The sequence below is a fragment of the Sphingobacterium sp. UBA7249 genome (assembly GCF_002472835.1).
Taxonomy (GTDB): domain Bacteria; phylum Bacteroidota; class Bacteroidia; order Sphingobacteriales; family Sphingobacteriaceae; genus Sphingobacterium; species Sphingobacterium prati.
This window is the reverse complement of the sequence record NZ_DKST01000015.1, coordinates 1-20,063: the sequence shown is the minus strand read 5'-3', so window position 1 is coordinate 20,063 and position 20,063 is coordinate 1. Positions and strand designations below refer to the sequence as shown.

General features: G+C 38.8%; 17 protein-coding genes. 10 read left to right on the top strand and 7 right to left on the bottom strand.

Translation table 11 applies throughout. From position 1 onward, the window contains the following. Positions 1-7 precede the first annotated feature (7 nt). The 3 genes from nusA to B4A24_RS10730 all read right to left on the bottom strand — a co-directional run bounded on the left by nusA (position 8) and on the right by B4A24_RS10730 (position 2,635). Positions 8-1,249: a transcription termination factor NusA gene (gene nusA, locus B4A24_RS10740; RefSeq protein WP_104382659.1), complete on the bottom strand. Its 1,242-nt coding sequence runs from the start codon at positions 1,247-1,249 to the stop codon at positions 8-10. 5 nt (positions 1,250-1,254) lie between these two features. Continuing rightward, positions 1,255-1,719, bottom strand: a complete 465-nt coding sequence (gene rimP / locus B4A24_RS10735) for a ribosome assembly cofactor RimP (protein ID WP_293944819.1) — start codon at positions 1,717-1,719, stop codon at positions 1,255-1,257. A 139-nt stretch (positions 1,720-1,858) separates the two neighbouring features. Next, on the bottom strand, positions 1,859-2,635 hold the full coding sequence (locus B4A24_RS10730; protein WP_293944817.1) for an XRE family transcriptional regulator: 777 nt from the start codon (positions 2,633-2,635) through the stop codon (positions 1,859-1,861). A 99-nt stretch (positions 2,636-2,734) separates the two neighbouring features. Between B4A24_RS10730 and B4A24_RS10725 the strand changes: the two genes are divergently transcribed. Continuing rightward, a complete protein-coding gene (locus B4A24_RS10725) occupies positions 2,735-3,058 on the top strand; it encodes a hypothetical protein (protein WP_293944815.1) in 324 nt (107 codons plus the stop codon). Positions 3,059-3,154: 96 nt separating this feature from the next. Here the strand turns inward: B4A24_RS10725 and B4A24_RS10720 are convergent, their stop codons facing one another. Next, positions 3,155-5,527 carry a penicillin-binding protein 1A gene (locus B4A24_RS10720; protein ID WP_293944813.1) on the bottom strand — a complete coding sequence of 791 codons (2,373 nt, stop codon included), beginning with the start codon at positions 5,525-5,527 and terminating at the stop codon, positions 3,155-3,157. A 377-nt stretch (positions 5,528-5,904) separates the two neighbouring features. Here B4A24_RS10720 and rpoN point away from each other — a divergent pair, with 377 nt between their 5' ends. The 3 genes from rpoN (at position 5,905) to B4A24_RS10705 (ending at position 9,483) form a co-directional block, all read left to right on the top strand. Beyond that, positions 5,905-7,371: an RNA polymerase factor sigma-54 gene (gene rpoN / locus B4A24_RS10715; protein WP_293944812.1), complete on the top strand. Its 1,467-nt coding sequence runs from the start codon at positions 5,905-5,907 to the stop codon at positions 7,369-7,371. Positions 7,372-7,451: 80 nt separating this feature from the next. Next, entirely contained in the window at positions 7,452-8,327 is an 876-nt protein-coding gene (locus B4A24_RS10710) for a carbon-nitrogen hydrolase (RefSeq protein ID WP_293944810.1), read from the top strand. Positions 8,328-8,406: 79 nt separating this feature from the next. Beyond that, a complete protein-coding gene (locus B4A24_RS10705; RefSeq protein WP_293944808.1) occupies positions 8,407-9,483 on the top strand; it encodes an agmatine deiminase family protein in 1,077 nt (358 codons plus the stop codon). A gap of 183 nt (positions 9,484-9,666) precedes the next feature. Here the strand turns inward: B4A24_RS10705 and agaR are convergent, their stop codons facing one another. From agaR to proS, 3 genes are all read right to left on the bottom strand, one after another. Beyond that, on the bottom strand, positions 9,667-10,428 hold the full coding sequence (gene agaR / locus B4A24_RS10700; RefSeq protein ID WP_293944806.1) for a transcriptional repressor AgaR: 762 nt from the start codon (positions 10,426-10,428) through the stop codon (positions 9,667-9,669). 231 nt (positions 10,429-10,659) lie between these two features. Further along, positions 10,660-11,448, bottom strand: coding sequence for a GDP-L-fucose synthase (locus tag B4A24_RS10695; protein ID WP_293944805.1), 789 nt, complete (start codon positions 11,446-11,448; stop codon positions 10,660-10,662). Between the two features lie 12 nt (positions 11,449-11,460). Continuing rightward, the gene (gene proS, locus B4A24_RS10690) at positions 11,461-12,933 is read right to left on the bottom strand and encodes a proline--tRNA ligase (protein ID WP_293944804.1); all 1,473 of its coding nucleotides are present in this window, start codon (positions 12,931-12,933) and stop codon (positions 11,461-11,463) included. 177 nt (positions 12,934-13,110) lie between these two features. Between proS and B4A24_RS10685 the strand changes: the two genes are divergently transcribed. From B4A24_RS10685 to purH, 6 genes are all read left to right on the top strand, one after another. Beyond that, complete coding sequence (locus B4A24_RS10685; protein WP_293944803.1) at positions 13,111-14,250, top strand: hypothetical protein; 1,140 nt, start codon at positions 13,111-13,113, stop codon at positions 14,248-14,250. Positions 14,251-14,319: 69 nt separating this feature from the next. After that, positions 14,320-15,915, top strand: coding sequence for a hypothetical protein (locus tag B4A24_RS10680; protein ID WP_293944801.1), 1,596 nt, complete (start codon positions 14,320-14,322; stop codon positions 15,913-15,915). Positions 15,916-16,028: 113 nt separating this feature from the next. Next, positions 16,029-16,784, top strand: a complete 756-nt coding sequence (locus tag B4A24_RS10675; RefSeq protein WP_293944799.1) for a hypothetical protein — start codon at positions 16,029-16,031, stop codon at positions 16,782-16,784. 11 nt (positions 16,785-16,795) lie between these two features. Continuing rightward, entirely contained in the window at positions 16,796-17,707 is a 912-nt protein-coding gene (locus B4A24_RS10670) for a LysM peptidoglycan-binding domain-containing protein (protein ID WP_293944797.1), read from the top strand. 33 nt (positions 17,708-17,740) lie between these two features. Further along, complete coding sequence (locus tag B4A24_RS10665) at positions 17,741-18,379, top strand: uridine kinase family protein (RefSeq protein ID WP_293944795.1); 639 nt, start codon at positions 17,741-17,743, stop codon at positions 18,377-18,379. A 113-nt stretch (positions 18,380-18,492) separates the two neighbouring features. Continuing rightward, positions 18,493-20,019: a bifunctional phosphoribosylaminoimidazolecarboxamide formyltransferase/IMP cyclohydrolase gene (purH, locus tag B4A24_RS10660; protein WP_293944793.1), complete on the top strand. Its 1,527-nt coding sequence runs from the start codon at positions 18,493-18,495 to the stop codon at positions 20,017-20,019. Positions 20,020-20,063: the final 44 nt, after the last annotated feature.

Below are 20,063 nucleotides of genomic sequence, written 5' to 3'. Positions count from 1 at the left end.
CTGAATTTTATTCAAATTCAGCTTGCAATATGCGTACGATATCACGGATGGTGTCTTCTTCCAAATCGGTACGTCTAACCAGCTCTTCTTCACTGAGTGATAGTACAGATTTTGCAGAGTCCAAGCCAACACGTTTCAATTCGTCAATAACCCAGCTTTCAATTTCGTCGCTGAATTCCTCGATATCCACATCCTCATCAAATTCATCATTCTCTCTATAAACATCAATCTCGTAACCAGTCAATTTGCCGGCCAATTTAATATTGTGTCCACCACGACCGATTGCCAAAGAAACCTGATCCGATTTTAAATATACAGCAGCAGTTTTATTTTCTTCATCAATCTTAATGGAGCTAATGCGGGCAGGGCTCAATGCACGGGCGATATACAGGGAATGATTTGTCGTAAAATTGATCACGTCAATGTTTTCATTACGCAATTCACGCACAATACCATGAATACGAGACCCTTTCATACCCACACATGCACCAACGGGATCAATACGGTCATCATAAGATTCCACAGCCACTTTAGCACGCTCACCAGGTTCGCGGACAATTTTCTTAATGGTAATCAGACCATCAAAAATCTCAGGTACTTCCAGTTCAAATAAACGTTGTAAAAACGCTGGGGCTGTACGCGAAATAATAATTTTAGGATTGTTGTTCATCATATCCACTTTGTGAACAACAGCACGAATACCATCACCTTTTTTGAAATAATCCGCTGGGATTTGTTCAGATTTAGGTAAGATCAATTCGTTACCATCCTCGTCCAACACCAGGATTTCTTTCTTCCAGATTTGATAAACCTCACCGATGACCAACTCACCTTCTCTATCTTTATATTTTTTAAAGACTTCGTCTTTTTCCAACTCTAATACTTTCGACACCAGTGTTTGACGAGCAGCTAAAATAGCACGACGTCCAAAGCTCTCTAATGTGATCTGTTCGATAAAATCATCCCCTACTTCCAAGTCCTCATCGTGTTTTCTTGCTTCTGCCAACTCAATTTCGAGATCATCATCCTCAGAAAATTCATCTTCAACAACGACACGCGTTCTCCAAATCTCTAAATCCCCATTATCTGGATTCACGATAACATCCACATTTTCATCCGTACCGAAACGACGACGGATCATACTACGAAAAACCTCTTCTAATACTGTAATGACCGTAGGTCTATCGATATTCTTAAACTCCTTAAACTCCTGAAAAGAGTCTATCAGATTGATGTTGCTGTTACTCATTATTTTTAAAATGAAATTACCACTTTTGTTGCTTTTATTTGATCAAAAGGAAGTTCTTTTTCCACCTCTTGCGCTTTTTTACCTTTTTCTTTTACTTTTTGAAGAATGTTAATCTTGGTTTCGTCTACCATCAATAAAGTTCCTTCAATTTTTGTATTATCGTGCAACTTGACCTGTACAGTACGACCTATATTTTTTTGATATTGCCGATTATTGACAAAATTTGAATCTATACCAGGAGATGAAACTTCCAAACGATAAGCATTATCGATCACATTTTCTTCTTCTAAATGGAAACCGACATGACGACTCACTTGTGCACAATCATCAATATTAACACCGTTATCCCCATCTAAGAGAATTTCCAAAATCTTATTTGGAAGCATCTTTACACTAACAATAAACAAATCCTCGCGATCTGCTATTTTTTCTTCTATAAGTTCGATAACTCTTTTTTCTACATCTTGCATTGTTCTGCTGCCTAGAATGCTAAATTAATTGTATTAAAAAAAGGGGGCAATACGAGCCCCCTTCCTTTCAGATATGCAAATATAGTATTTTATAAAATAAAAAACAAATATCCCATCTACAGCAGAACTATTTTTTCGATTATTTTGAATTATCAACGACTGCATTAATTGTCTTTTGCATCTGAGCCATCATGCTGGTCAATGTTTCCATCGTCGGTTCAGGAGTTGGTTCCGGCAGTTGGGTGCTAATAAAAGCTTTCGCCTTCCATACCTCAAGAATATCAGGAGTCTCAACCCAGTATGGTTCGTAGGTTTTATTATCAGAAACGAGCTTTAAACCTTTATCTTCTTTAAATTTAAATGCAACCCGCTTATAAACCACCCCCTCCTCTCGAGACACGACTACATAAGTATGCCCTGGTTTTATATCATGCCAATTTTCGACATATTCCGCTACAATAATAGATCCAGATGGCAAGGGCAACATCGAATCTCCTTTAATCTCAAATGCCCGAAAAGTCCCCTGACCAAACATTGGTAGCGAAAATTTTGGAAGCTCGGCTACATACTCGGGATCACCATATCCATTTAAATAACCCGCACTTGCTTTAATGGGCACGAGCTCAATGTTTTCACGATCATTCCCGTCAACAGTCACACTCAATACCCGAAGGTTCGAAGCATTGCTTTTAGGTATAGGCTTCCATTTATCATCAATCACATCATTCGCCAACTCATCCATGGTTAACCCATAAAACTCGGCAATTTTTTTTAGCAATTCATATTTAGGTTCCGCTCTATCCTCTTCATAAGCACCGACAGAAGCTCGCTTAATCCCCATAATATCAGCAAATTGCTGCTGCGTAATTCTCTTTCCTTTTCGAAGGAATTTCAAGTTGGATGAAATATTTGACATATTATTTTTCAAAAATATTTTGCAAAAACTAAATTTATTAGTATTATTGTGCCAATAAAATTAGTAAATAAAATTTAAACATCCAAATAATTTAGCATTATGAGCAATTTTATTGTATATATATTAACTGACAACAACAGAAGACACTTTGAAATCAACTTCACCTCCAATATATTGAGCACTGTATTGGAACTCCAACAGACCAATAGCTTTATTTTCCAACAGGGCGCCAATTTAAACAGAATTATTTATTCTGAAGCCTTTACGGAATTGTCCTGCGCTAAAAAAAGAATAAACGAATTGCAGAATTTTACACATATGCAAATCGAGCGAATTATTCGTAAAAATAATCCAAACTGGAATAACCTATACCCGCAACAACAGCAGTCTTACATCAAAAGAAACAGCAGTTATGCAGCCTAATAAAATATAATAAAAAAAGCCACCTAATATTCATTAGATAGCCATTTATCTTAAATCCAAAACAGGATAATAAACTGTTAACCAACTTTACGCAAACTACAGATTCTCCGATGTACCCAAATTTTCGCTGACACCGCCTTCATTTTGGTTGCGTTCCGCATTTCCCTCTGTCGATTCTTCCTCAGGTCCAATAAAATCTTCATCTATTTGCTCCTCAACACTTGTCGAATCGCTCTGTTCTGGTTCAGGATCACTATAACGCGGGGTTTCACATTTGTAGGCTTTTGTAATTTCAACGGTAGGTTCGGGAAATTTACCCTGCGTGTACCCCAATTGTCTATCTTTATAAACAGACTCCAAAAACACGCCAAATATAGGTAGGGCTGTACGTGAGCCTTCTCCTGTGTGTGAATTTTTGAAATGTATACTTCTTTCATCACATCCCACCCAGATTCCAGTGACCAAATCCTTTGTTACTCCCATATACCAGCCATCAACATATTCCGACGAAGTACCAGTCTTACCGCCAATTTGATTTTCATTATCAAAAAGGTCCCACTCCCATAATCCCTGCGAGGTACCTCTCGGCTCTTCCATCCCACCCCGCAACATATAAGTCATCAACCAAGCATCCTGTTTATCAACCACTTGCTTACGTTCTGCCTGAAAAGTAGCAATAACATTCCCATCATGGTCTTCAATTTTAGAAACCAGTACCGGAGTAACCCGCTCACCATGGTTCATCATCGTAGAGTAACCGTTGACCATCTCAAAGACCGATACATCATTAGGTCCCAACCCAACCGATGCTACCGGATTAAGCCTACTCGTAATACCACAACGCTGTGCGGCATCCACAACTTTTGCTGGCGTGACCTTATCAGTCAACTGAACAGTCACTGAGTTAATAGACCGAGCCATTGCATGACGCAACGACATCTCACGGTATGAAAAATTCCAATCTGCGTTTTTCGGTTCCCACACTTCAATGGAATCCCCCTTATCAATCTTAATTGTAACAGGCTTATCCGTAATCTTATCACAAGGTGCCATGCCCGATTCTAGGGCTGCTAAATAAACAAAAGGTTTAAATGTAGACCCTGCTTGTCGTTTCGCCTGCATCACATGATCATATTTGAAATACTGGTGATCTATACCACCTACCCAAGCTTTAATTTCGCCCGAGTAAGGATCCATCGACATCATTCCTGCATTCAACATCATTGCATAATATTTCAAAGAATCCATCGTAGACATCTCCTTCTCGATTTTACCATTGTCCTTCCAATTATAGACCTCCATTTTTTTCTTCTTATTCAGAAAATAATTGATGCTGTCTGGACTATTAGCATATTTCTTACTCAAAAATGCATAATAAGGAGTTTTCTTAGCCAAATTCTCCAGAAAGTTCGGAAGTACTTTTCCAGAAAGATCCCGCCAAGGTTCTTGACCGGCCCATGTATTATTTAAACGTTGCTGCAACTCAGCCATCTGCTTTGCAACAGCCTCTTCTGCATGCTTCTGTAATTTAGAATTGATGGTTGTGTAAATTTTTAAACCATCGGTGTAGATATCGTAATTATTCTCCTCCGACCATTTTTCTAACCATTTAGCAACAGCGGCTCGCAGATATGAATCCCCTCCAGCGTTCACATCTCGATTATTGGCATTCAAAACGATCTTTTCTTTAATCAATGCATTATATTCTTCTTTTTTTAGAAAGCCACTCTTATGCATTTGACTCAATACCGTATTTTTACGATCAAATGCCTTCTCAGGATTTCTTATCGGATTATATAAGGTTGTTCCTTTCAACATACCGATCAAAACAGCAGCTTCATTTTGGTTCAGCTGATTAGCTCCTTTTGAAAAATAACGCTTCGCAGCGGTTTCTATACCATATGCATTATTACTAAAAGAAACCGTATTGAGATACATTTCTAAAATCTGACTTTTACTATATCGCTGCTCTAGTTTATAAGCAGTCATCCACTCTTTAAATTTCGTAATGACCAATCCGGCAACAGGCAAACGTGTCAATAATCCTCCTGCCTTATTATAACGAGTACGGTAAAGATTCTTTGCCAATTGCTGCGTAATCGTACTTGCTCCACGCTTATCCCCTTTTAAGGTAGAGACTATACCTGAACCGAGTCCAAGAAAATCAACACCATTATGCTGATAGAAACGTACATCCTCCGTCGCAATAAGCGCGTTGATAACAGTTTTAGGAATACTGTCAAAAGGAACAGGATTTCTATCCTCATCAAAATACCGTCCTATCAGTACGCTATCGGCAGTATACAACTCTGTCGAAATATTGACACTAGGCATAATAATATCTTTTTTAGTGGGAGAATAACCAAAAAGCCACAAAAAATTGAGTTGTATGGCACAAACCAAAACAACAACAAAATATATTGCAATAATGAGATAACGAAGAATCCGATTCTTTATACGTCTAAACATAAATGGAAATTTATCTTATAATCAACATATTGAATCAGCAAAAGGTTTTACCCTCACTCAATATGCGCCTATATGTGTTTCAGGGGCTAAATATACAACTAAATACATCTCCCTAATCAACTATTTACATTTTTTAACAATAAAAAATAAGCCTTTAATTTGAACAAACTCTTTCGTGAAAAACGGCCAGTAACAATACCGTCATACTCGATTTGCAAAATTAAAATGCAAAAAAATTGAAGGAGGACTTTGTTTAGATCAATAAGTTAGCCGATGCTTCCACAAATATTATACCTACTTTTGATTTAATATCTATTTTATTTTAAAATAATAATGATATTTGTTTAAATTTAGATGTAAACTAGTCAACGATTAGCATGTTAAAACAGACATTACAACAAAAGCTATTACAAAAACTGTCTCCACAACAAATTCAATTTATTAAGTTGTTGCAGGTACCAACAGTTTCATTAGATGCCAGAATAAAAGAAGAATTAGAGGAAAACCCTGCATTAGAAGATGGTAGCTTGACTAATATGACCGATCCAATCGAAGAGTACCCCGATAAAGATCCGGATGACAATTTTGACAATGAAGAGAGCTTTGATTCAGATGACTTCAGCTTAGAGGACTATATACAGGAGGATGATTATAAAGACTATGGAAATGGATACGATTATGGTGACGACGACGATGAACGAAAAGAAATGCCTGTTGCCATTCAACATTCCTTCTACGAGCAGCTGCAACAACAATTAGACCTCCTTGCCTTAGATGATAAGCATTTTCTAATCGGCCAGCAAATTATCGGAAGCCTTGATGACGACGGTTACCTACGACGTCCGATCATAAATTTGGTAGACGATCTAGCTTTTGGTCAGAATGTGATGACTGACGAGCAGGAAGTAGTGGAAATGTTAAAAATAATCCAGGACTTCGAGCCAGCAGGGATTGGGGCCAGAGATTTACAAGAGTGTCTTTTGATTCAGTTACAAAAGAAAGATGCAAACAACCCAACGATCAAACTCGCCATTAAAGTGGTTGCCCATTATTTAGATGAATTCACAAAAAAGCATTACGATAAGCTTGAAAAATCCCTAGGGGTTTCTCCTGAAGATTTAAAAAATGTGGTGAATGAAATTCTAAAGCTCAATCCCAAACCAGGTGATTCAGGAGCAGTGGCAGGCAAACAGCTTCATATCATTCCCGATTTTCATATTAGCAACAACGATGGCATTCTTCATTTAACCCTAAACGGACGCAATGCACCAGAACTTCGTATAAGCCGGGACTATCAACACATGTTTGAACATTACGAAAAGTCTGATCAAAAAGATAAAAAAATGAAAGAAGCGGTACAGTTTGTCAAACAGAAACTCGATTCGGCAAAGTGGTTCATCGACGCCATCAAGCAGCGTCAACAAACGCTCCTCAAAACCATGAATGCAATCATGGAATATCAGTACGATTACTTTCTTACCGGTGATGACCGTAAACTGAAACCCATGATCTTAAAAGATATCGCAGACAAAATAGACATGGACATCTCTACCGTCTCCCGTGTAGCGAATTCGAAATATGTACAGACTGAATTTGGAACATTTCTATTAAAATCGTTTTTCTCTGAAGCCATTCAAACAGACTCTGGAGAGGAGGTTTCCAATAAGGAAGTTAAGAAAATATTGGAAGAATGTATCGCCAAAGAAAACAAGCGCAAACCACTGGCTGATGAAAAATTAACCGAAATTCTTAAGGAAAAAGGCTATAACATCGCCCGCCGAACGGTTGCAAAATACCGAGAGGCATTAAATATACCCGTCGCAAGATTACGAAAAGAGCTCTAAGAGCTCTTTTTGTTTTACCCAATAATCAAATCTAAATTAAGAATAGTATCTTTGTGCCTGAATTAAATAAGCATTAAGGAATGAGCAAAGTAAAAGTTGGAGTTGTACAGATGAGCTGTACCGCAAACAAACAAGAGAATCTCGAAAAAGCAATCGCTAAAGTAAAAGAAGCCGCTGCAAAAGGTGCGCAAATTGTGTGTCTGCAAGAACTCTTTACTTCTTTATATTTCTGCGATGTCGAAGATTATGACAATTTCGCCCTGGCTGAATCTATCCCCGGCCCGTCTACAGACGCCCTATCCGCTGTTGCGAAAGAAGCAGGAGTCGTTATTATCGCTTCATTATTTGAAAAAAGAACTGAAGGCCTTTATCATAATACGACGGCCGTGTTGGACGCTGACGGATCCTATTTAGGCAAATACCGTAAAATGCATATCCCTGATGATCCGGCATTTTATGAGAAATTCTATTTCACCCCTGGCGATCTAGGTTATAAAGTATTTAAAACAAGATTTGGTCGAATCGGTATATTGATCTGTTGGGACCAATGGTACCCTGAGGCATCCAGAATTACAGCATTGATGGGCGCAGAAATCCTATTCTACCCAACAGCAATTGGCTGGGCTACAGATCAGGATGAAGAAACCAATAAAGATCAATACAATGCATGGCAAACCATTCAACGTTCTCATGCTGTCGCAAACGGTGTACCTGTGGTATCCGTTAACCGAGTCGGATATGAACAAGATGGTGCCATGAAATTCTGGGGCGGCAGCTTTGTAACAAATGGACAAGGCAAGTTATTGTACTTGGCCTCCCATGACAAGGAAGAAATTGAAGTCATCGAATTGGATCTAAGTGAATCTGACTATTTCAGAAAACACTGGCCTTTTCTACGTGACCGTAGAATCGACACGTATTCCCCAATCACCAAACGTTTTATTGACGAAGACTAATAGTAAATCATATTGGCCATTTTAATTTGTGATTCATGAAAAGAAGAACAGATTAAAATGGCTTTTTACATTTTAAAGCATGGAACAAGAAAGTACTTTCACTCAGGCATATTTTGACAATTCTCCCAAAAAACAAGGTTTCACATTCCCCCCTGAATGGGCAAAACAAGAAGCTATGTGGTTGAGCTGGCCGCATAAAGAGGAATCTTGGCCCGGAAAAATTGAAACCATATACGCGCCTTATTGCGAATTCATTAAAACTGTTGCTGCTGGGCAAAAAGTAAGAATTAATGTAGCTAACGAAGCCATGAAGGTGTTTGCGATCACAGAATTGAAAAAAGTAACAGTTGATTTTAGCAATATTGAATTTTATTTCAATCCAACTAATGATGCTTGGTGTAGAGATCATGGTCCTGCCTTCCTTATCAATCAACATTCAGATACAAAAGCCATTGTTGATTGGGGCTACAATGCCTGGGGCGGCAAATACCCCCCCTTTGATCTCGATGACGTTGTCCCTACACGTATAGCAGAGGAGTTCGATCTCCCTCTATTCACGCCTAATATCGTGATGGAAGGCGGTTCTGTCGAATTTAACGGCGCTGGAACCGTTATGACAACAACAGCATGTTTGCTCAATGAAAACCGAAACCCTGATTTCACAAAAGAACAAATTGAGACTTATCTCAAAGAATTCTATGGGCAAGACCAGGTACTGTGGTTAGGGGACGGGATCATCGGAGATGACACAGACGGCCATATTGATGACATTACACGTTTTGTAAATGAAAATACAGTTTTAACTGTTGTCGAAGAAAACCCTGAAGATGAAAATTATGCGATCCTTCAAGAGAATTTGGAAACACTCCGTTCTTTCAAATTATTAAATGGTGAACCGCTTAATATTGTCGAACTTCCCATGCCTGCACCGGTAATCTATGAAGATACCAGACTGCCAGCATCATACGCCAACTTCTATATAGCAAACGATGTTGTCGTTGTACCAATTTTCAAGGATGCCAATGACCAAAAAGCATTAGATATTATCCAAGGCTGCTTTCCGTCGCGAAAAGTAATAGGGATTAATTCAGTAGACATTATTTGGGGACTGGGTAGTTTTCATTGCTTGAGTCAGCAAGAACCGGCGCGCAGCTAAAGATAAAATTAAATATACAGGAAATGCTTCATTTATATGCAATGAAGCATTTCTTTTATAGCTTAATTAATACAAGTAAACACTTAACATGGTCAATCTGCTATATAAAAAATAAGAACTTTATTTTTCGATTGTTCGAAGCGTCTAACCTCATTGAAATCATTTATTGCTATCAACTAAAAGCTACACAACAATAACTTGTACACCATATTTCTCGAGCGATTCAACAAATCCGGCGCTGACTTTATCGTCGGTAATCAATATATCAATTTTATCGAAACCACAAATTCGACCAAAGCTACGTCTACCAAATTTAGAGGAATCGGCAAGTACTACGACCTTTTGAGCAGTGTCAATCATGATACGGTTTAACTGGGCCTCTTGCGCGCTGGATGTTGATACCCCATAGTCCAGATCAATACCATCTACCCCCAAAAATAGCTTACTGCAATAAAAATCATGCAGTAAATTTTCCGCATACTTACCCGTCACTGAAGTGGAGGTTTTCCGTAATGTACCGCCCATTTGCATTATTTCCACTGATGGATACTTAATTAACTCCATAGCAACATTTAACGCTGATGTGACAACTGTAATATTTCCCTTCGGTGTAATTTGCCTCGCCAATGATTGCATGGTTGTGCCTGAAGCAATAATAATTGAATCATTTTCTTCGATCATTTCAGCAGCCTTTTTTCCGATTCTACTTTTATCATCAGACCGAAGTTTCTCTTTTTCAAACACGGTCCGATCTGTTGTATAAGGATTATATTGTGTCGCCCCGCCGTGGGTCCGAAAAAGCAGACCACTCTCCTCCAATAATGTCAAATCTTTTCGAATGGTGACAGAAGATACGCCCAATTCTTCACAGAGATCAATCACTTGGACTATACCTACTTCTTTTAGTTGTTTTAAAATATATTGATGTCGTTCTACGTTTGTCATGGCTCTCTATAATATATGCGCTAAATATTAAATCCACTAGTGATTTATTCATACGAATAGCGCTGTATACCTAAAATATACCTCACTCACTATCCAAATTTTAGTGGACAACTATTCTATAAAATCTCTCTAGCAGAACTGACGTTAAAATAATGAAATTATTTAATTATTTACACCAATATGTAAATTTAACTTTATTTCAAGAACGTAAGGCCTGCGGTTTTCATAAGTTTAAAAACCCAAAGGATCAGGCCAGATATATTGATAATCCAATTCATTTTGCAGTAAGCTTCCGATCACTACTTTCTGAAAAGAATCGCCTTTTTCAAATTTGGTGGGTAAATCGAAGCCATATTTTTGTGCAGACGCCAGTATAACCTCTTTTTTTTGCGGGTGTACTGGTGCGACAACATTATAAATGCGATGACTGAAATCCTTTAGAGTAGCCAAGGTAATTAAACGCACGGCATCATCGAGGTGGACAAAATTGGCAGGCTGTTCACCTGTTGTGCAAATACGATTCGCGAAATACTTTGCGAAGATGCGATTTTTACCAAATAAGCCACCAAGTCGATATACATGAGTATCGTGCAGTTGTAACATTAGCTGTTCTGCTAAAAGGAGCTTTTCGGAAAACTCAATTCCTTCAGCATTCAATTCACTATAAACTCCATCCTTGTCTGGATAGATCCCAATGGAACTAAGAAACAGCTGCTTGGCCCATTGGATATTTTCAAGAAATCTCGAAATATTCGAAAAACGGAGTTCTAAATCCGATAGGCTGTTTTTTTTGCTGGCAGGAATGCTGTTTAACACAAAGTCAAATTGGCTTGGAAGAATCACCTCGGACGGCACATTGCATTGATCAAAGTTGGTAATAAATGAAAAAATACCGTCAGCTTTTAGCCGATGGTATTTTTCATATTGTGTTGTACTTGCCCAGACCTCATGTCCCTGATGTTTCATATCCATAGCAAATGATTCCGCTAACCATCCACAGCCTAATATGAGTATCCGCATAAGATCAAAAGATTAGTAAGCTTTCGCAAATAAAACTCGTCTATTGGAAGGTTTTCCAGTGAAGATACAAACACCCTGTTCCTCCTTTACATCCAAAGGAATACAACGGATTGTCGCCTTTGTTTCCTCTTTCACTCGTTTTTCTGTTTCTGTTGTTCCATCCCAGTGACAGGAGATAAATCCGCCTTTACCTTCCAGCACTTCTTTAAACTCATCATAAGAATTCACTTCCGTAAAATGAGATGCTCTAAAATTCAACGCTTTTTGGTAAATATTCTCCTGTATTGCATGCAATAGCTGCTCGATATTTCCCGCCAGTCCTTCTTGTGCTACAGTTTCCTTTGTTTGTGTATCACGACGTGCCAATTCAACGGTACCATTTTGCATATCTCTCGCTCCAACGGCTACACGTACAGGCACACCTTTTAGTTCCCATTCCGCAAATTTAAAGCCGGGGCGTTGAGTATCTCGATCGTCGTATTTCACGGAGATATTTTTTATCTTTAATTCGTTTGTTAGTTGATCCACGAAAACATCAATCTGTGCTTTTTCTTCTTCAGTTTTGAAAATCGGAACAATAACAACCTGAATTGGCGCCAGTTTTGGAGGCAATACCAATCCTTGATCATCCGAGTGGGCCATAATCAAAGCGCCCATTAAGCGCGTAGAAACACCCCAAGAAGTCGCCCATACATGCTCCAGTTTCCCTTCTTTAGACGTAAACTTCACATCAAAAGCCTTCGCAAAGTTCTGACCGAGAAAATGCGATGTTCCTGCTTGTAAAGCCTTTCCATCCTGCATTAAAGCTTCAATACAATAGGTATCTAAGGCACCAGCAAAACGTTCATTTTCAGTTTTACGACCGCGTATAACAGGTACAGCCAAAATATTCTCAGCAAATTCAGCATACACGTCCAGCATACGTTCTGTTTCCTCTATTGCTTCTTCCTTAGTTGCGTGTGCTGTGTGTCCTTCCTGCCATAAAAACTCTGCTGTACGCAGAAAAAGACGTGTGCGCATTTCCCAACGAACAACATTCGCCCATTGGTTTACTAAAATCGGTAGATCACGATACGATTCGATCCAGCCACGGTATGTATTCCATATAATGGTTTCAGAAGTCGGACGTACAATTAGTTCTTCTTCTAATTTTGCATCTTCATCCACCACGATTTTACCTGTACCATCATTTTTTAGTCTATAATGTGTGACCACTGCACATTCGGTTGCGAAACCCTCCACATGGGCCGCCTCTTTAGAAAAAAATGATTTTGGGATGAATAAAGGGAAGTAAGCATTGCTATGGCCTGTCTCTTTAAATCTTTTGTCTAAGATCGCTTGCATTCTTTCCCAGATAGCGTATCCGTATGGTTTGATCACCATACAGCCCCGTACAGCTGAATTTTCAGCCAGATCAGCTTTGATCACAAGGTCATTGTACCATTGCGAATAATCTTCTGCACGACTTGTAATTCCTTTACTCATATGAAATTGATAAATTATTGTAACATTATAACGTTAAGTCTCGTCTGTATTTCAATACAAAAAGCGTTCAATAAAAAATATTTGTATTTTTGATTACTTCGATTAAACCCCGTCGAGAAATTTGCGTCTAAGATAGTAAATAAGGCTGTATAATCGAAAATAACGATTTAGGATATTATGAAAAAAAATAGATTATTTATCGGAGCACTTGCCATGACAGGAGCATTTATGTTAGGTTCCTGCGGTACGAGTAGGCAAATCTATGGCGACGATGTCTATGGCAATAATGGACAAGCTAGACAGAAAGTCTATCAAAGTCCGGATTACTATTACACAGATGCGGACCAGGTTCAACAGGAAGGGCAATCACAGGGCGGTTATTATGATGACGAATATTCAGATCAGGATTACAATAACGATTCCTACGAAGATCTTGAATATGCAAATCGGATAAACCGGTTCTATTATGCCTCTCCAGGAATGACCTATTTTGACCCATTCTTCGATCCATGGTATGGTTATGGATTTGGTGGAATGTATGGATATGGTCCTTCCTTCGGTTTAGGTTGGGGTTGGGGATCTTCATGGTCAATCGGCCTAGGCTGGGGCTGGGGGTCTGGCTGGGGATCTCCTTGGTATGGTGGCTATCACCCTTGGGGCGGCTGGTATGGCGGTGGATACTGGGGATCTGGCTGGTATGGTAATGGTTATTGGGGCGGGGGCTACTGGGGTAATTCAAGACCTCGTTACGCATCCTCCCGTTCATCTTATAGAGATAACTATAATGTACGTACTTCATCTTCTCGTACCAGAACTTCGGGTTCTTATGACCGCACAGGTGTAGCTCGGGATTCAAGAGGACGCATCACCTCGGTTGCAAGTACACGATCGACTGCTGGCGGACGAACAAGAACTTCCGACGGTTCAATATCACGAAGCTCCTCCTATGATAGATCTGGTGGTAGAACTAGATCTTCAGATGGGATCTCTACAAGAGGCGGTTATATTGATAGAGGCAGAACACGTACTTCAGATAGAACCAATGGAACATATCCAAGTATGCGAAGTTCCAATGGCACTTCGAGAACTCGATCAAGCTCTGGTGAAGTTTCCCGTCCAATGAACCGTTCGATGGAAACGCGCTCAAGCAATCCGAGTTCAACTTCGAGACCTTCTTATACTCCACCAACAAGAAGTTATGATAGCGGATCATCACGCTCAAGTGGTGGCTTCTCCGGAGGCGGAAGTTCAAGATCCAGCGGCGGATTTTCTGGTGGCGGCGGAAGTTCAAGATCTAGCGGTGGACGTACACGCTAGTAAAAAACAGCTTACAGTAGCATACATAATCTTGTGTGCTACTGCTTATTTCAGACGATATTTTAGCTTATGACAATCAAAAAATTACTTTTTGGAACTGCATTTTTATTAGGTGCAGCAGGAACTGCCCAAGCGCAATATACGAAAGATGTACTTTTGTTTTCCCAAGGGGACAATGGCGGTACGGCTCGTTTCAAAGCGATGGGAAATGCCTCTACCGCATTGGGTGGTGATATTAGTTCAATTACTGGCAACCCTGCAGGTTTGGGCTACTTCAATCAATCCGATATCTCTGTAACAGGTAGGTATCTTAACAATAAAAATAAAACAGATTATTTTGGACAAAATTCAAATAGCAGCAAAAATAATTTCAACCTCGATAATGCGGGCATAGTTTTTCATTTACCAACTTACCGAAATGGTGGGAGCCTGGAAAAAGGTTGGCTAAATTTTAATGTTGGTATTGCTTATAACCGCAATTATGTCTATAACAATTTATTAGAGTATAAAGGTATTAATAACACAAGTTCAATAGCGGATGCCTATTCTGACCGCTTGTCTGCGCCGGGTGGAATGAATGGTTGGGGCCAGGAAGTCTATAATAATTCTTTGTTATTTGATGAAGAAACAGGCAATAAAGGGAGCTATTTTCCTATTACTGACTTTGATAATTTTAATGGAAAAGATGGTTTTAACCAAGTCAATTCCATCCTTGAAAAAGGAAGCAAATCAGAATCAGTGTTGTCCTTTGGTGCCAACTATAGCAACAAATTATACTTAGGAGCCGCCTTGGGTTTTACAGCTTTTACCTATGATAATTCCAGCTGGTTTACTGAATATGGCAGAACCATGACCTCCGAAAATTTGGCAAAACGCAATCCAGGCTCTGAATTTTTAGATCCAAAAAATGTCAAAAAGAATGAGATGTTAGGCAAGGACTATGAATTATATGATGACTATGCACAAGCGACGGATGGTACGGGAGTGGATTTCAAATTAGGGGTAATCTATAAATTCACACCGACCTTTAGTATGGGCTTTACAGCGAAGTCTCCGACATTCATGAGCATCCGAGACGAGTCTTATAGCAATTCGGAATTCCGTTATTTTAAACAGGGCGAAGACAAAACATTTAAGGATCCTTATCGCACCAGCGATGATGCAGGACATAGCTACCTCGAGTACAATATGAATACGCCATATAAACTTTCCTTAGGTGCTAGTCAGGTATTCTCTAGAGGATTAATTACCGCAGATGTAGAATGGGTGGATTATGCTGCGATGCGTTTTAAGGATGCGGGCGCATATAATAAAACCTTAGAACAGGAAATGAACCAAAAGATAAAAGACTCTTATCAAGGCGCCTTGAATGCGCGCATTGGTGGTGAAGTTTTATTTGACAACGTGTTTAGTGGTAGAGCTGGTTTTAATTACAGTGGTAATCCTTATAAAGATGTGGATTACACAAACTATACAGCCTCTTTGGGTATTGGTGCAAAACTTGGTCGCGGTATGTATATTGATCTGACCGGAGCCTATAATTCCATCAAGTATGAGGAAAGACCTTATCTTATAGATGAGCAGTACTGGAACAATACGAGTCCAGTAGCCAATATCAAAAATCAACGGACCAATGTCGTGTTGACAATCGGTTCTAAATTTTAAGAGATTCTTCTCAGAAAAAAACGTCCAGCTAGCCTGGACGTTTTTCATTTATTACAATCCCAACAGCCATAATTTAAAAGCTTTTAGTAAATTTGTCCTCTTGGTTAAAACACATGACGAATCAGCGCATCTTAAAAGCATTCAATATCCTATTAACATACCCCATTTGGCGGATCGAAATCGATGCTGAAAATAGACTGATTGCAGTAGAGACCAGAAATCCAGCAGACACACTCCCCTATTTCAATGTCATTACTTTTGATGGGGATTATCTGATTCAAGACCTGGAAGCAATAAGCAAAGAGTGGGTGCTTGCAGGAATTCAATGCCATAAACTAATCTTAAAAAAGATTTCCAGCAACTCACCCATTGATGCAGGTGTACACCTGATAGATTGCTATCAGCCAGATCAACAAGAAACTTGGTTTAATTATCTTTTTCTTGAAATAGTCGATGGAGGAATACTGCTTCGTCCCAAAATGATCGAACAAGGAATGCAGTTGTTTTTAGATCTAAAAACAATGTCCATTGAAAACAAAAAAGAGGAATTACTTAAACCTTTTGACAGCCAAATAGTCTACCCTATAATTTACAATGGTCAAATTCCGCAATTTTTGACAGATTTCACCGCCGATGGCGAAATTTGGATTAGCGCATTGGACGACCATTTTATTTGGGCTTTCTATGAAAAAAACACCGATAATCACTATCAAATCCGGATAGTGCGATCTACAAAAGAGAGACTAATTGATTCTATAATTGCAGTTGATCAGTTGTCCTTAAAGTTTTTCAACATCTATTTTCTTGTTAACGAACAAATATTCCTTTTGACAGACAATAAACGGGAGTTTGTTTCGTATTTAGTATAATTGCAAAATATATGAAACTATTATTCGAATTAAATACATATAAAAAGATAGTCATTTTATCGATTTCAATGCTATCTCTTCAACAAGTCGAAGCTAGAAGTTTGGCTTCTTTACATTTAAATGCGATTCCGGACTCCGTTGGTACCGAAGTGATCAATGGCGAAGAATTTGTCCTTTTTAAGATAGAAAAAGGAGATAATTATTATCAACTCAGCAAGAAATACAAAACAACAGTAGGACAGCTCACACAAATAAATGGCAATGGCACATTAAGCCTCGGTCAAATTGTTAAAGTACCCACTGGGCGAAAACCTGTTGTAAAGAAACCTTCTGGCAACAATACACAGCTGAATCCACGAGATCCACAACAGGGTTTTACAGAATATATAGTTGGCGAAAAAGAGACGTTATATGCCATATCCAAGAGGTTTGGTATAACTGTTGAAGATATCAAGAAAACCAATAACCTAAAAAACAACATCATTAGCGGTGGAATGAAATTAATGATTCCGAATCAGCCACTGCCACCGGAAAGACCAAAATTGGTTGAACCTAAAGGGATCGAAATTATTACGCCCGATTCCACAAACGATGACGATAAAGAAGAAAATCAAATTTCAACAAATCGCTATGGAATACGTGAAAAATCCGAGCGGGGGATTGGCGTATGGATTGATGGTTTGTCTACCCAAGGAACAAGCAATCTCGCACTTCACAAAAGTGCACCCGTGGGAACGATCTTAAAAATCACCAACCCGATGACAAAAAGCGTTACCTATGCGAAGGTTGTCGGAAAATTTAATGATAATGCCGAAAACCAAAATGCCATTGTAGTGTTATCAAAGTCTGCTGCAGCAAGTATCGGCGCATTGGATAAACGCTTTCAGGTCGAAATTGCCTACGGATTACCTTTAGAAAATTAATTAAATAAAATAGCTCTTATAGCGCAAACAAGAATGAATAACAAACCGTATGTCATAGGGATTGCCGGAAGTAGTGGTTCTGGAAAAACATTTTTTTTGAATAGTTTTTTGAAACATTTTAAAACAGATGAGGTTACATTGATCTCCCAAGATGACTATTACATTCCTGCCAATACAAAAACACAGGAGGAGAATAAGCTCTATAATTTTGATATTCCGACATCCATCGACCGGGAAGCTTTCTATAAGGATATCAAATCTCTTTTTAATGGAGAGACAATCTATAAAGAGGAATATACCTTTAATAACCCTTCGCTCACCCCCAAGATATTAGAGATAAAGCCAGCTCCGATATTGATCATCGAGGGACTATTCATTTTTTATTACACAGAGGTCAATGCGCTTATAAATCATAAAATTTTCCTGAGCGCTGATCAGGATATCGCGCTCCGAAGAAGGCTCCACCGTGATTTAGTTGAACGTGGTTACTTTGAAGACGATGTTATGTACAAATGGGTCAATCACGTCCTCCCCTCATATAACGAGTATTTGCTACCATTTCAGGACACTTGCGATCAAGTGATATTTAACAATACAGACGAACCTGAACCCATCTGGGATATTACCAATCAGATTTCAGAAGAGCTGAAAACAAGACTCAATTTAGTATAATATAAACAAAGGAGGCTTATCTATTGGTAAACCCTCTTTATTTAAAAGTACTTGATTAATTGACATCAAGACTTTAAATTCTTATCTTTGCGCCACGAAACAAATCCATCATAATGAACCATCCTGTAAAGATTAAAAATGCTTTGGTCTCAGTCTATTATAAAGACGGCCTAGCTCCTTTAGTTGAATTATTAAACAAATACGGTGTTACATTCTATTCCACTGGTGGGACAGAAACATTTATCAAAGATTTAGGTATAGCTGTCGTTCCAGTGGAAGACCTGACCAGTTATCCTTCGATTTTAGGAGGCCGTGTTAAGACCTTACATCCAAAGGTGTTCGGAGGTATTTTAGCACGTCGTCCGCTTGAATCAGACCAACAGCAACTTGCTCAATATGAAATACCAGAGATCGATTTGGTTATCGTGGATTTGTATCCATTTGAAGAAACAGTTGCTTCTGGTGCCGCTGAACAGGATATTATTGAGAAAATTGATATCGGGGGAATCTCATTGATTCGTGCAGCAGCGAAAAATTTTAATGATGTTGTCATCATTTCTTCTAAAAATGATTATAAAGAGCTTGAAGAAATTCTAGCGAACCAAGAAGGTAATACTTCTTTGGAGCAACGTAAAGAATTTGCAAAACGTGCTTTCAACACATCATCTCATTATGATACCGCAATCTTCAATTATTTCAACCAAGAAAACCCAATTGAAGTATTTAAACAATCTGAGCAAAAAGCTCAAGTATTGAGATATGGTGAAAACCCGCATCAAAAAGGTATTTTCTTTGGTGACTTGGACAACATGTTCGACAAGTTAAATGGCAAAGAACTTTCATACAACAACCTTGTTGATGTGGATGCAGCTGTAGCTTTAATCGATGAGTTCAAAGAACCTACATTTGCTATCCTAAAACATACAAACGCTTGTGGTGTAGCATCTCGATCAACAATCAAGCAAGCATGGATCGATGCCTTAGCCTGTGATCCTGTTTCAGCATTTGGAGGAGTCTTGATCACCAATGGTGAAGTTGATGGTGCAACAGCCGAAGAAATTAATAAATTATTTTTTGAAGTCTTAATCGCACCTTCTTACTCAGCAGAAGCAATTGCTATCCTTACGGCCAAGAAAAATAGAATTATTCTAGTCCGTAAAGATGTAAAATTACCTGCTCAACAATTCAAAACTCTATTGAATGGTGTCATTCTTCAAGATAAGGATAACACAATTGAAGCGCCTGAGCAAATGGTGGCTGTAACAACTGTAAAACCTACTGCTGAACAATTGGAAGATTTATACTTTGCCAATAAAATTGTAAAACATACCAAATCAAATACGATTGTTTTTGCAAAGAATGGCACCCTGTTAGCCTCAGGTGTTGGACAGACATCACGCGTTGATGCCTTAAAGCAAGCAATTGAAAAAGCAGTTTCCTTTGGCTTTGACTTAAAAGGCTGTGCAATGGCATCGGATGCCTTCTTCCCTTTCCCGGATTGTGTTGAGATTGCATCTGAAGCAGGTATCGCAGCGGTGTTACAGCCGGGTGGTTCTATCAAAGATCAATTATCCATTGACATGGCCAATGAAAAAGGCATTGCAATGGTAACTACTGGTGTAAGACATTTCAAACATTAAGAACGGTCTAACCACTTCATAAAAAAAGGTACTGTTTTAAATTC